Origin of the sequence: Scytonema sp. HK-05, assembly GCF_963872035.1 — a bacterium.
In the GTDB taxonomy this organism is placed as follows: domain Bacteria; phylum Cyanobacteriota; class Cyanobacteriia; order Cyanobacteriales; family Nostocaceae; genus Kalymmatonema.
In genome coordinates this window covers 43,881-56,800 of record NZ_CAWMYC010000105.1, presented here as the reverse complement: position 1 = coordinate 56,800, position 12,920 = coordinate 43,881, and the positions used below count along the sequence as shown (strand labels likewise).

General features: G+C 43.2%; 10 protein-coding genes. 4 read left to right on the top strand and 6 right to left on the bottom strand.

The window, feature by feature from the left end; all coding sequences use genetic code 11:
• Positions 1-178 precede the first annotated feature (178 nt).
• Positions 179-1,669 carry a site-2 protease family protein gene (locus AACT52_RS19525; protein WP_073632949.1) on the top strand — a complete coding sequence of 497 codons (1,491 nt, stop codon included), beginning with the start codon at positions 179-181 and terminating at the stop codon, positions 1,667-1,669.
• Positions 1,670-2,079: 410 nt separating this feature from the next.
• A complete protein-coding gene (locus AACT52_RS19520) occupies positions 2,080-2,682 on the top strand; it encodes a hypothetical protein (protein ID WP_073632948.1) in 603 nt (200 codons plus the stop codon).
• Positions 2,683-2,764: 82 nt separating this feature from the next.
• Here AACT52_RS19520 and AACT52_RS19515 read toward each other — a convergent pair whose 3' ends face one another.
• Both AACT52_RS19515 and AACT52_RS19510 read right to left on the bottom strand, forming a co-directional pair.
• A complete protein-coding gene (locus AACT52_RS19515; protein WP_073632947.1) occupies positions 2,765-4,312 on the bottom strand; it encodes an HlyD family efflux transporter periplasmic adaptor subunit in 1,548 nt (515 codons plus the stop codon).
• 195 nt (positions 4,313-4,507) lie between these two features.
• A complete protein-coding gene (locus AACT52_RS19510; RefSeq protein WP_073632946.1) occupies positions 4,508-7,489 on the bottom strand; it encodes a type I secretion system permease/ATPase in 2,982 nt (993 codons plus the stop codon).
• 69 nt (positions 7,490-7,558) lie between these two features.
• Here AACT52_RS19510 and AACT52_RS19505 point away from each other — a divergent pair, with 69 nt between their 5' ends.
• Positions 7,559-8,077 carry a hypothetical protein gene (locus tag AACT52_RS19505; RefSeq protein WP_143172827.1) on the top strand — a complete coding sequence of 173 codons (519 nt, stop codon included), beginning with the start codon at positions 7,559-7,561 and terminating at the stop codon, positions 8,075-8,077.
• A gap of 630 nt (positions 8,078-8,707) precedes the next feature.
• Here the strand turns inward: AACT52_RS19505 and AACT52_RS19500 are convergent.
• Together AACT52_RS19500 and AACT52_RS19495 are read right to left on the bottom strand one after the other, a co-directional pair.
• Complete coding sequence (locus tag AACT52_RS19500) at positions 8,708-9,274, bottom strand: phycobiliprotein lyase (protein WP_073632944.1); 567 nt, start codon at positions 9,272-9,274, stop codon at positions 8,708-8,710.
• Between the two features lie 129 nt (positions 9,275-9,403).
• Positions 9,404-10,084, bottom strand: coding sequence for a HEAT repeat domain-containing protein (locus tag AACT52_RS19495; RefSeq protein WP_073632943.1), 681 nt, complete (start codon positions 10,082-10,084; stop codon positions 9,404-9,406).
• A gap of 338 nt (positions 10,085-10,422) precedes the next feature.
• Between AACT52_RS19495 and AACT52_RS19490 the strand changes: the two genes are divergently transcribed.
• Positions 10,423-10,992, top strand: a complete 570-nt coding sequence (locus AACT52_RS19490) for a fasciclin domain-containing protein (protein ID WP_073632942.1) — start codon at positions 10,423-10,425, stop codon at positions 10,990-10,992.
• 58 nt (positions 10,993-11,050) lie between these two features.
• Here AACT52_RS19490 and AACT52_RS19485 read toward each other — a convergent pair whose 3' ends face one another.
• Positions 11,051-11,260 carry a hypothetical protein gene (locus AACT52_RS19485; protein ID WP_143172826.1) on the bottom strand — a complete coding sequence of 70 codons (210 nt, stop codon included), beginning with the start codon at positions 11,258-11,260 and terminating at the stop codon, positions 11,051-11,053.
• A gap of 165 nt (positions 11,261-11,425) precedes the next feature.
• Positions 11,426-12,865 carry an MFS transporter gene (locus AACT52_RS19480; protein WP_073632941.1) on the bottom strand — a complete coding sequence of 480 codons (1,440 nt, stop codon included), beginning with the start codon at positions 12,863-12,865 and terminating at the stop codon, positions 11,426-11,428.
• Positions 12,866-12,920 lie beyond the last annotated feature (55 nt).

The following is a 12,920-nucleotide window of genomic DNA, read 5'->3' as shown; positions in this document are numbered from 1 at the left end:
TTATGAGGAGTTGTAAAAATCGGGCCACAGTCTTGGACTTTTCCAGTGGAAACTTGAAAGACCAGTACCGTTGACCGTTGTAATAAAAATTAACTTTTGGGGGCATATGCTTGTAGAAAGTGCTACAAAGCTCTGGACTACAAGCAAGATTTAACATATCAAAACAACTCAAGATAACATGAATTTCTGGTTTCTTCTTCTACTGGGACTCCTAACTTACTTAATGGTGCAGCGCAGTGTTGCTCAAATCACCAGAACACCTGTGTGGCTGCTGTGGTTGGTACTCATGATACCAGCACTGCTATGGACGACTTGGACGATGATATACGGGGCAAAACAACCTCCGCCAAGAGCGTTGATGATTTGGCCATTAATTATTTGTCCTTTGTTATACTGGGTGTTGTTTCAGTGGGGTCGCCGATCACTCAAGCACACTGATACTGAACCACAAAAAGCACTCGAATCACAACTGAATATACATAACCTGGATATACAGAATACCGCAGAACCAGTACCAGTGCGTCCCATAGAGCCTCAAGAAGAAACCCAGCTACGAAATTGTTTTCCCTGGTCTGTATACTACCTTCAAAACATTGAGTATCGACCCCAGGCAGTAATCTGTCGAGGTCAGTTGAGAACTACAGCAACTAACGCTTACGAGCGGATTAAGGCAAATATTGAAGCCCAATTTGGCGATCGCTTTTTAATTATCTTTCAAGAAGGTTTCAATGATAAACCTTTCTTTGTGCTTGTTCCTAATACCCAAGCGGCAAAAACTAATACTCCCGATCAGAAGATAACGCGACCAGGATTAGCGCTCATACTGCTAGCAGTGACATTGGTAACAAGTACCTTTGTGGGTGTGAAAGTTGCTGGTTTAAATCCTACGATACTGGCATCCAACCCTGCGGAACTTCTGAAGGGATTACCTTATGCTTTGGCGCTGTTAACGATTTTGGGCATCCACGAAATTGGTCACTATTTAACGGCGCGGTACTACAAAATTCGCTCGACGCTGCCTTACTTTATCCCGATGCCTTTCTTTTTGGGAACCTTCGGTGCATTTATTCAAATGCGTAGCCCAATTCCCAACCGCAAAGCTTTATTTGACGTAAGTATTGCCGGACCAATAGCTGGCTTTATAGTGACCTTACCACTTCTGTTATGGGGTTTGGCTCATTCTGAGGTTATTCCCCAAACTGAAAAAACAGGAATTTTAAACCCAGATGCACTCAATCCCAAATATTCAATCCTGCTAGCGCTGCTTTCAAAGCTAGCTTTAGGAAGTCAACTAACCGCAGCATCAGCTATTGATATGCATCCAGTGGCAGTTGCTGGGTTTCTAGGGCTGATTGTAACGGCACTGAATTTAATGCCCGTAGGACAACTGGATGGAGGTCACATCATCCATGCGATATTTGGGCAAAGAACAGCAGTTGTTATTGGTCAAATTTCTCGCTTGTTGCTGCTCCTACTTTCTTTGATACAACCAGAATTTTTCCCCTGGGCGATTATCTTATTATTCCTACCATTGGTTGATGAACCTGCTTTGAATGATGTCACCGAACTTGACAATAAACGTGACATGGTGGGGTTGTTAGCAGTAGCTTTGTTAGTCATGATTGTCCTGCCACTACCGCAAACACTTGCTGGCTTGTTACAGATTTAGCTTCAAAAAATGCAAGTTCTACTTGAAAAAATTTTCAGGTAAGATCAACAAAGAAGTATTTTAACAGTTACCAGTTATCAGTTATCAGTTATCAGTTTCATCCGCAGGGTTTAAGTCCCCCACCAATTGGATCGAAAGCGTTGGTGGCGGGTTTAAATCCCCCACCAGCCCGCCTGGTTACTGTTCACTGTTCACTGTTCACTGTTTTAAGGTCTTGCTGTCTTTCTGTGAGTGATATTTTAACTACAAAGAAATACTGTTAAAAATATAACCGAATACAGCTCAGTTAGCGACCAAAAGATAAAACTGCGTAGCTTGGGGAAGCACCACCACCGAGGGGTTCCCCGGCTTGAGGCGAGTGCCCTACCTACGCAAATAATTTCAAAAATCAAAGCGAATTACTATAACCTATGGTCTATAGTGACTTTACCTTAAGAAAAGTCAAACAAACCTTCGGCATAACTACCGTTGAAGGTGAAAGATTTCTGCCAGAAATCAAACCAATTGCTGCTAGTACTACTCTTACCAATTTTTTAGAAGAAAGTTTACCATTAGCCATAGCAACAGGAAGTCAAAAAGCACGTTCTGAGTTAATCATTAGTCCGGTTTTACTAGAAGTACGCAAGATTTTACAAAGAAAAATTAGTCTATACTCTGGTGCAGATTTTACTGTAGATCCCGCTTTAGGATTGAGTGGAGTCTATGGTTTTCTTCTCAGTCGTTCAGCAGAACAGTTAGAAATTGAAGCACCAGCCGTTGTTATTATTGAGGCAAAAAAGGCAGATTTGAATCCAGGTATTGGACAGTGTATTGCTGAAATGATTGCGGCTCAAAAATTTAATGAAATGAATAATCAACCTATTTCTACAATTTATGGTAGTGTCGGTAATGGTACTGCTTGGCGATTTCTCCAATTAATAGAGCAAACTGTCACAATTGAGTTAACAGATTATCCCCTGACTCCTGTTGATTTAATACTAGGAATTTTGGTGTGGATGGTATCTTTAGCTTAATTGAACCACAGATTTTTGTAGGGGCACGGGCATTGCCTGTACCCCTAGCCGGTGCTTTCTTGACTTGAAAAGCGCTGTCACATTATCTTGCAGTCTTCAAGCTATCAATTTGTTTTGTAAACAAATCACTGAAAATGCTCATGACAGTGCGATCGCGTACTTTAATATTGACAGTGACTGACATTCCCGATTGCAGAGGTAATTGCTGATTATTCACAAGCAAAGATTGTTTATCCAAGCGAATTTTGGCAGGAAAACTGTCGTAAGGACGAATTTGTTCAGGTGGTAGAGCATCAGAACCAACCCAAACTAATTCACCTTTAAGCTCACCAAACTCAGTAAAGGGATAAGAGTCAATTCTCACATTGACTTTCATTCCCTTTTTTACAAAACCAATGTCTTTATTAGTGATAAAAACTTTAGCTGTGAGAGCTTCATCCGGTACAATTTTGACAACTGGTTGACTAGAATTAGCAACAAATCCTGGAGCCTTAGCTTGCAAATCGAAAACAATGCCATCGGCGGGAGAACGCAATTCTTGATATTGTAAAGTTACCTGAGCTTGGCTGATCTGACTGTCAATTTCAGCAATCCGCTTTTCATCTTCTATGATTGCCTTATTCAACTCGCTATCGAGGTTAGCAATTTGTTTTTCATTGTCAGCAATTTTGGTGGAGATTTCTTTTTTTGCACCAGCCATCGTATTTCGGATCTTTTCTTTTGATTGGGCGATCGCAAATTTTAAACGCGCTTGCTCCTGAACTAACTGTTCTACCTCAGCTTGCTGCTGGCTAACTTCCTGTTTTTGCTTGAGGTATTGCAGACGAGAAATTCCTCCTTGTTTGGCAAGCGTCTCTATGTTGTTGAGAATTGTCTGACTCACTGCCTTAGTTTCTTGAGCAGAGGATAGCTGAATTTGAGTCTGACTCAGTTGTCTTTGTAATTTTTCTGTTTCCAATTCAGCATCTGCAAGTCTAGAATTTAATTCCGCTTTGCTAAATTCTAGACGTGCTTCTTCTTCTGGCGCTAACTGCGTATTTTGAACTCCACTCAACTGAGTGCGATACAACTGATTTTCTGCTACCAGCGCCATTCGGTTTTTTGTCAGAGAAGCTAGCCCTGGTGGTAAATTAATTTGTGAGATGGATAGCTGTGGGTTTGATAAAGCATTTTTCGCAACAAGTTGAGAGCGGTAGAATTGAATTTCCTGCTTCAATGTATTGCGAACTTTCTGTAGAGAAAGAAGTTGAGATTTCGCTGCTGTTGGATCTAGTCTCAACAGTAAATCGCCACGCCGTACTTTTTGTCCGTCCTTGACATAAACAGCTTTAACAACCCCGTTTACAGGTGTCTGTAATTCTTTGACGGTATCTTGCGGTTCTAGCTTTCCTTGAGCTGGAATCGCTTCTTCAATTTTGGCTACATTCGCCCAAATCAAAACCAAAGTTGTCATTCCTATCAGTCCCCAAAGAATAGTTCGTGACCAAAAAGGCGACTGTCTTAAAACAACAGATGGTGTAGATTCGCTATTCTCACTAGAAGATTTTACGGGTACTTTGATTTCACTCTCTAATACTTTTTGAGAGAGTAAAGGCTTTTGCTCAAATTTGGTTCCGTTTAGTTCACTCATAGCCATAGTCACCAGTTAAGAGTCAAGAGTTGTAAAGGCGCTTTCATGAGAGCGCATCTGTACATTAGAAACGCTTTTCTTCAAGGCGTCTGTACATTAGTCAAGAATTAAGAGCCAAAAATTATTCTTCTTCCCTGCTCCCCTGTTTTCCTGCTACCCTGGTTTCCTGCTCCCCTGTTTTCCTGCTTGGCGTCTTTAGAGTTGTGATTCCTGTTGTTGATAAAGGCAGTAGTAACGTCCTTGTTGCGCCATTAGTTCATCATGGGTTCCCTGTTCTACAACTAACCCTTGATCTAATAAGAGAATGATATCAGCATTCTTCACTGTACTTAAACGATGCGTAATAAAAAATACTGTTCTACCCCGAAAGGCACGTGCCAAATTCTGGCAAGCTTGGCGTTCAGATTGGTAATCTAAAGCACTGGTTGCTTCATCGAGAATCAGCAAGCGGGGGTTTTGCAAAACTGTACGAGCGATCGCTATACGTTGGCGCTGTCCTCCAGATAAAGCTGAACCTCTCTCCCCGACTCTGGTGTTATAACCATTGGGCAGAGACATAATAAAGTCATGAGCTACAGCAACTTTGGCTGCTGCGATAATTTCTTCAGTTGTCGCATCGGGATTTGTCAGCGCAATATTTTCCTGTATAGTACCGTCAAACAAAAGTGAGTCTTGAAGCACCATACCAATCTGACGGCGCAGCGAATAGAGTTCTATTTTGGCGATGTCGTAGCCATCGACGAGAATTCTGCCAGACTCCAAGTCATATAGTCGCGGTAAAAGCTTCGTCAACGTGCTTTTACCAGAACCACTTTGTCCCACAATGCCGACAAATTTTCCTGCTGGAAAATCAACGTTAATATTATTCAACTGAAGTGGACCATTGGGTGCGAAGCGAAACGAGACGTTTTCATACTTAACAGCGCCTTTAATCGGGGGTATTGGAATATTTTTGCGGTCTTCTTCGTCAGTTTCCGACGGAGTATCCAAGATGTCAGCGAGGCGTTCCAGAGAGAGAGCCGTTTCTTGAAAGTTTTGCCACAATTGGGTTAATCGTAGTAAAGGAGCCGTGACGTAGCCAGCGATAATGCGGAAGGCAATGAGTTGTCCTAAGGTGAGTTGTCCTTTGAGTACTAGGTAGGCTCCCACCCATAACACAAACAAGGAAGAAACTTGGTTAAGAAAATTGCTAGTGACACTAGCAGCAGTGGAAGTGACAACAGTTTGAAAACCAGCAGTCACATAGTTACTGTAGTATTGTTGCCACTGCCAGCGCGATCGCAACTCAATATTTTGCGCTTTCACTGTTTGAATTCCTGACAGCGCTTCTACTAAATAAGATTGTGTTTGGGAATAACGCTCAGCTTTGGTACGCAGCTGTCGGCGCACAATCGAGGAAAAAAACATCGTCATCACAGCAAACACGGGTACAGTCGCCAAAGCAACAAGAGTCAGCAGCCAACTGTAGAACACCATCACCAGGATGTAGATTGCACCAAAAACTGCGTCCAACACCACTGTTAAAGCAGTTCCTGTCATAAAAGAGCGAATGTTTTCCAGCTCATTAGCGCGAGTCGCTAATTCCCCTACAGGACGTCGTTCAAAATAGCGCAAGGGTAAACGGAACAGACGGTCAATAATTTCTGAGCCTAAAGTCAGGTCAATTCGGTTAGTCGTATCGACAAATAAATAAGTGCGGACACTAGTTAAAAGTCCTTCAAAAACAGCCATGATTAATAGCAAAATACCCAACACATTCAGGGTTCCAAAGCCGTTTTGAATAATTACTTTGTCGATAATTATCTGGACGACTAAGGGATTAGCCAGACCAAAGACTTGGACAAAAAAGGAAGCAATCAGGACTTCGACTAGAACTTTGCGGTATTGCAGCAGCGAAGGCAGAAACCAACGTAAGCTAAACCGCTGTTTAGGGGTATGTTTGGCAACCTTGAGCAGCAATACCTGACCTTCTTCGCCCCAATTCTCAACAAAATAGTCAGGCTCTTGCTGGATAATGCCAACTTCTGGTACACCTAGCACCAGCTTCTTTTCGCTAATTTCATAAATAATTGCGAAAGTATCTTGCCAGCGAATCATCGCAGGAGCTTGCAGTTTTGTGATTGCTCTGGCTGACACAGTTATAAATTGAGTATTTAACCCGATGAGTTCAGCAACCGCACCGCAAAGCTGTAGTGAAAGGGTTTGAGTACGCTCAACCTGGTTGGTCAGGACTTGATGAATCACATCCCGGCGAAAGGGCATATTTAAATGCTGGCTCAGCATTTGGAAGCAAGCTAAAGTCGCCTTTACAGGACCTCTGCCATGAACATGAGGATATTTTGGCTGTGATTGACTACTGGACGGTTTTTCCGGCTGGCGAGGATGGTCAGGTGCATAAGGTATTTGTTCTAGCAAGGGGTTTATCCTTGAGGAATCCCCGGTTGCAGACGCAGACGCAGAAAGGGTTGCCCGAGGCAAACCTACCAAGCGAACATAACCAAAACTCTCTACTTCTAGATAGGTTACGACATTTTCTAGTTCTAAGCGACTTCCCACAGGAAAATCTTTTAGCATCCCGCCACTGACAAACCATACCAGTTCAGGGTCTAGCTGCTCCAAAGGTATCATTTCCTCTAGGAACGTGCAGACAACTGCTTCGTCTAAAACTTTCAAAGTCAATTCTTTGATATCCGTTACACCATATGAAACCAGCACAGCTTCACTATCGGCTCGCGGTCCTAATTCAGCACTCAGTAGCTCAAAAACTTCAACAGCACTACAACGATTCTCAAAGCAAATACCAACGCCAGGAGAATTTCTGAGCAACGCTAAAAACTCTGTGGCGTTTAGAGTCAGACAAACAGTTTCTGTAGAGGCTATGACTGTTTCGCATGGAATCCCCCTTAGCAAACTAGTCCAACCCAAGATTTCTCCGTTTTTAACTAATTGGAGTGTTTCGGGCATCTGAGTATTAGGGTCATAACTCAGCAAGCGAGCCTGTCCTTCATAAATGATTGATATTTGAGTAGGCATTTGGTCCCGCACCAAAATGTTTTGACCCATGCGGTAACGCAACATCTCAAACTTTGGAATTAATTTTGCCAGTTCTAATGTTGGCAGTTGATTGAAGGGGAATAATTCAGAGATGAACTCTTGTATAGAAGCGGTATAAGTCATGCAATTTTGGATTAGCTATTTGTCCTTAGTCATGAGTCATCAGCCAAAAGTCTCAGACTTTTGACTTTCATGCCACTACTTTTAATCCCTTTCGCCCTATGCCTGCGGCACGCCAAAGGCGAACGGGTATCTCCTCCACCAGACCCTACGCGTGCCTCGCAAAGCGAGGAGTTTACGCTACACACGTTCAGTGTGCCCGTCCCTGATTCGCGAGAAGCTGCGCTAACGCCGCTCTTGCGTGCCTACGGTCAGGGGCTTACGCCAGTTCCCGCTTGTTGGCAAACCGTACCAAGAGCCCTGCTTGGAAGGCGCTGGCTCCTTGATAGGAACTTGAAGTTCCCCATCTCTGCACCTGGATTAAGAAGGGGGTATGGGCTGATAAGGTCACAACAGAAGTTAATTGTTTATCCCTGCTTTTTGAGCTACATTTCCAACAGTTTTTCTCTTGAGTCGCTAGCACATTGGTTGATCCAATTGTGCAAAGATAAATTTCTTCAGGCACTGCAATACAACCCACTCTCCCATCTCAGTGGAACATCAAAGTTAATTTGGTTAGTTATGGCAGATATTTGCACCAATATTCAATAGAGTGCTTTCGGTAGTTTTCTCTGTTGTTGTGTTACTTACTCCCCTAGCCCGTCTATGGGAGATTCAAACAACCCTGGTTATTTTTTGGTAAGCACTCCTGCTTGCACTTTATTTTACTTTGTCGGGAATGAAAAATCAGCACAATATTAATTTAAGTGTGATTTTAAGGAAATTGTACCCTAAAAGCACATCTTATTTTGCAAAACTTTACACAAGCTGGGGTGCTTTTACTGTAATATTGATATATTTTTTACTCAAAAAGTATAGTGAAAGGTTTTAAGAAAAACTTTACCAATCAAATAGCCCCCGCTAACGGGGGCTATTTGATTTAAAATTTTAACTATCTTGACATTCCCACAGCTAAAAAACGATGGGATTCTTGGGCTGAGAGAGCGCTTTTAGCTTGCGCCTAGTTGCGTCTTACTTTCTCATGTCACACCGTTGCAGATGCTTCCTCAAGCGTTAATTTCCGTGTGCCCCACGGTATTTAATCAATAGTACCACAGCCGCTCTACAACAGTTGGACAAATCTACACAAAGTTGAACAATGTTAGCAAGAATCCCCCAGCTTTTTGTTAACTTACGCGATCGCGATAGTTTCATAGCTGTGGGGAGTGTCAATAACCAAAACTAACTTAATGCTGAGTTAGTTGCCTCAGAAGCTTTTGCTGTAGGCTGACTTCCACCCATACGAATCTCAGAAGTGAACGAAGCCATACTAAAGCCACCAAAACGTTTCAGCACACTCACGCGCATGCGTAAATTGGGACTGGCAAACCACAAGCGTTCCTCAGACCACATAGTTTCATACTCTGTTGTTAGAGTCAACGCCTCATCACTGCCCATTTTGTAGCGTCCGGCGACTGGGGCTTTCTCGGCATAGCCCATTTCCCGCAGCAACTTGCCTTCATTGGGATTATCTTCGTCTGGAACGGCAACCAACACTGTAGAACCTGTGTGCTTTTCTTCATCCCATTCCATCGTGCCATTCCAAGTGACTCTAGCACCACAGGAAGCGCCTTTCGGGTCAATATCGTACTGTTGACATAGTTTGACCACTTCTGGATGTGAAGCCGGCAGCGTCTCTATCATAATGTCTGATTTGCCGTCTTCTGATTGCTTAAAAGCCAGATGGTGACTGGTACGATGGGAAAACCATTTACCAACGCTCAGTTGAAAAAACTCTTCTATATTCATCAATGAAATTACCTTGCTTCAAAATCCTTTTCTCTTACTTATTCCAAGGTAGCAGGAGCGAGGTCCCAGGGATGAGGAATTAGGGAGTGATTTTGATCGTACTCCCCGCACTTTTTTCTGTACACACCTTTAAGCTTGATTTCCTGCTTCTTCCAACCGTTTAAGGGAAATCCTCGCCGCCTCAGCAACGTGTTTATGGTTATCTTTTTCCAGGTATTTTAAAGCTGAAACACTCTTGGGACTGGGCAGATGACCTAAGGCTTCTGCAAGACGCTGACGCACTAACCAATCATCTGATTGGGCAAAGCGCAAAATTTTATCTACTGACTCGATGTCTTTGATTTCTCCTAGTGCGGCGATCGCTGCTTGGTGTAAGACAACTTCCTCGCTATCCAATGCCTGAATGAGGATTTCACGGGCACGGAGGTCTTTAAGATTACCAAGAGCAACGGCTGCACTAAAGCGTACTAGCCAGTCTGTATCTTCATAAAATATCCGCATCAGCGGTTCAACAGCTCGAGCATCTTCTAAGTATCCTAAAGCACCTGCAGCGTCGGCACGGATACCATAATCTGGGTCGGTTTCCAGAATTCGCACCAAAATTGGGTAAGATTCTTCTGTTTGCTTGATTCCCAAGGCAAAAATTGCCATTGATCTGATTTGCAGTGATTCGTCATCCAACACCTTTTTAATTAAAGGCACTGCATCCTCTGCCGGAACATTCCTTAAGGAAGCTAGGGCTACCATGCGATCGCCCGAATTTGAACTTTCTAACCGAGTGGAAATTTCTTGTAAGCTTGGGGCTGCCATTTAGTCTAAAGCCTTTTTTCCATTCATCTTTATATTAAGTATCATTACAAATTCTCAGGCATATTAGCTAGATAGAGTGGTGCGCATATCCGTACCAAATTTATCCTAAGATACAACCATAAAACCTGGCGTTAAGCTTATACCAGCAATGGCAAGCAAGTTTTGCAAGTTTCAGCTCCGTTCGATAGATAAAAGTTAACTTCTGAGTGTTTGTCTAGACAACTGCCAGATAGCCTCCTAGTTCTGGGGTTTCGGATATTTTGTTAAAATTTTTGCCAGTACGGAAACAAATCTTAATAAAAAAAGTCATATATATATATCGTGTCAAGTTAACACCCATGAAAGCCCAACAATCTCAACAGTTATTTGGTAAAACAGTTGGTATTGCGATCGCTACAGCTAGTCTTCTGATCAGCGTTCCAACGTTCGCTGGTTCTCACCCAGCTTCATCGAGCAAGCCCGCTACATCGGTTTCTCAAGCAACTGCTACAGATACAATTGTCGATGTTGCCAGCGCCAATCCTTCTTTCAAAACCCTGGTAGCAGCTTTGAAGGCAGCAGATCTTGTAGACACTCTGTCTGGCGCGGGTCCATTTACTGTATTTGCACCCACAGATGCTGCATTCGCAGCTCTACCAAAGGGAACCTTGCAAAAACTGCTCAAGCCAGAAAACAAGGCAACCTTGCAAAAGATTTTGACCTACCATGTTGTGCCTGGCGCAGTTGATTCCAAAACTATCAAGTCTGGTCAAGTCAAAACAGTTGAAGGTACCGCAGTTAACGTTAAGGTTAATAACGGTAGTGTAATGGTGGATAAGGCAAAAGTCACCAAAGCAGATATCAAAGCTACTAATGGCGTGATTCATGTGATTAATAAAGTGCTTCTTCCTGCTGATGTGAAACTGTAGTATCTCCTTACAGCAATTTTCAAATCAATATAGCGGTTCGCGAGTTGAGTGCAATACATCAAGAAATAAGAACCACAGATGGACGAGCCAGCGCCTTGCGGTGAACCAGCGCCCTTTGCAGGGTTTCCCGACAGCAGGCGACTGGTGTTCGCGTAGCGTGCCGTTCGGCGATAGCCGTGGCGCAAGCCATAGGCATACCCGGAGGGGGGTTCCCCCGTTGTGGCGACTGGCGTACAGATGGACACAGATAAATCTGTACTTCATCCAAACGAGAAGCGCTATAAATTACACATAAACCTCTCTCCAAATCTCTAACGAGAGAGGCTTTTAACTTGCTTCCCAACCCTTGCAAGAGTTGGGGCTAAGGGGTTAAATCTGGTGTTTGTAATTCATCTAACTGAAAACTCGTGTAACGACATTGAGGGCAATACATTTACTTCTGACGTTCCTTCAGTTTCAGTAAAATTTGTGCATGCATCTCGCGGGTAAGTGGGTAAAAATACGTTAAAACTAAGCCAGAAATCAAAGCGATCGCTGGTATGGGACCAATAGAAAAGCGAATGACTTCTAACACCGAATCTGGTTGGATTGGTATTGGGATTTCGTTTGTGGGTTTAATATAACCAGCTGTACCCAACCTTTGTAAAACAACGTTAACTGCAATCCCCAAGCAGATTTTTTGCACAAACACTATAAAACTATAAAAAATGCCTTCTCGTCGCTGTCCTGTATTTAATTCATCCAGTTCAATCACATCAGGTAACATAGACCAGGGAACTAGATAAGCCGTAGATACTCCAAAACCTGCTAAAACTGCTAAAACGTACATCAACACAACTTGACCTGGCTGTACGAAAAACAGTCCACTCTGGGCGATCATCCACACACTCATTCCCATGAAGTACACGGCTTGTTTGCCGTAGCGCCGACTGATGGCACTCCAAACAAATAGCATAGACATAGCAGTTCCTTGCACCGCCAAAAGCACTAAGCTAATGTGCCATTGCGGAAGACGCATCCAACTGGTGACAAAGTAGGGAATAATACCAGCAGTTAGCTGCACAGCTAACCAAGAACACAGATAAATCCCCACGACAAATAAGAAAGGGCGATTGGTAAAAGCAATTTTGAGTTGCTGCAATAAGGGAATAGAAACAGTTTGCTCGGTTTGGGGGTGTAACTTTGCTACAGCTTGGGCGCGTTTTTTCGTTCCCCAAACACACCAATACACGGGCAAAACAGAGATAATGGCACAAATGGCTCCTAGTAATAAAAACTGTTGGCTGCGGTTACTAGGAATCACGAAGGAGATGACTAAACCTATAACCAGCGCAAGAATGCTACCGCCAATAGAAAAGGTAAAGCGAAAACCGTTGAGACTGGTGCGTTCGTCGTAGTCTTGGGTGAGTTCTGCTGTCAGAGCAGTGTATGGTAAATTGACAATTGTATAAAAAGTATTAAACAAAATCGAAATTGCAGTGTAATACCAAAACAAGCCCCACTGATTGGCATTTTCGTTATTACTGAAGTGGGGCACAATCCACTGCAAAAAAAAGAACACTCCAAAGGGAATTGCTCCCCAGATCATCCAGGGATAGCGCCTTCCCTGCTGAGTTTGGGTGCGATCGCTCAACACCCCCACCATCGGATCGTTCACCGCATCCCAAACTTTTCCGACGAGTTGGGTTTGTCCTGCTAATTGCGGATTTAAACCAGCTACATCTGTAAGGAAGGGCGACAAATAAGAAATACCAATCATAGCAGTGATCGCCGTACCCAAATCCCCAGCACCGAAAGCAAGTTTGGTACTCAAATCCAGTTTTTCACTTTCAGGGGTCTGTTGGGAAGAGCCATCAGAAGCAGAATTGCTCATAATATCTTGCGCTCATATTAAAATCAAAGGAATTTGTCATACATTTTTAGCAATA

What these genes read in the sequence shown, in the direction of transcription:
- AACT52_RS19490 (WP_073632942.1), top strand. Translation starts at nt 10,423, where the DNA reads ATGAAAGCCCAACAATCTCAACAGTTATTTGGTAAAACAGTTGGTATT.
- AACT52_RS19480 (WP_073632941.1), bottom strand. Translation starts at nt 12,865, where the DNA reads ATGAGCAATTCTGCTTCTGATGGCTCTTCCCAACAGACCCCTGAAAGT.
- AACT52_RS19495 (WP_073632943.1), bottom strand. Translation starts at nt 10,084, where the DNA reads ATGGCAGCCCCAAGCTTACAAGAAATTTCCACTCGGTTAGAAAGTTCA.
- AACT52_RS19515 (WP_073632947.1), bottom strand. Translation starts at nt 4,312, where the DNA reads ATGAGTGAACTAAACGGAACCAAATTTGAGCAAAAGCCTTTACTCTCT.
- AACT52_RS19525 (WP_073632949.1), top strand. Translation starts at nt 179, where the DNA reads ATGAATTTCTGGTTTCTTCTTCTACTGGGACTCCTAACTTACTTAATG.
- AACT52_RS19500 (WP_073632944.1), bottom strand. Translation starts at nt 9,274, where the DNA reads ATGAATATAGAAGAGTTTTTTCAACTGAGCGTTGGTAAATGGTTTTCC.
- AACT52_RS19520 (WP_073632948.1), top strand. Translation starts at nt 2,080, where the DNA reads ATGGTCTATAGTGACTTTACCTTAAGAAAAGTCAAACAAACCTTCGGC.
- AACT52_RS19505 (WP_143172827.1), top strand. Translation starts at nt 7,559, where the DNA reads ATGCCACTACTTTTAATCCCTTTCGCCCTATGCCTGCGGCACGCCAAA.
- AACT52_RS19510 (WP_073632946.1), bottom strand. Translation starts at nt 7,489, where the DNA reads ATGACTTATACCGCTTCTATACAAGAGTTCATCTCTGAATTATTCCCC.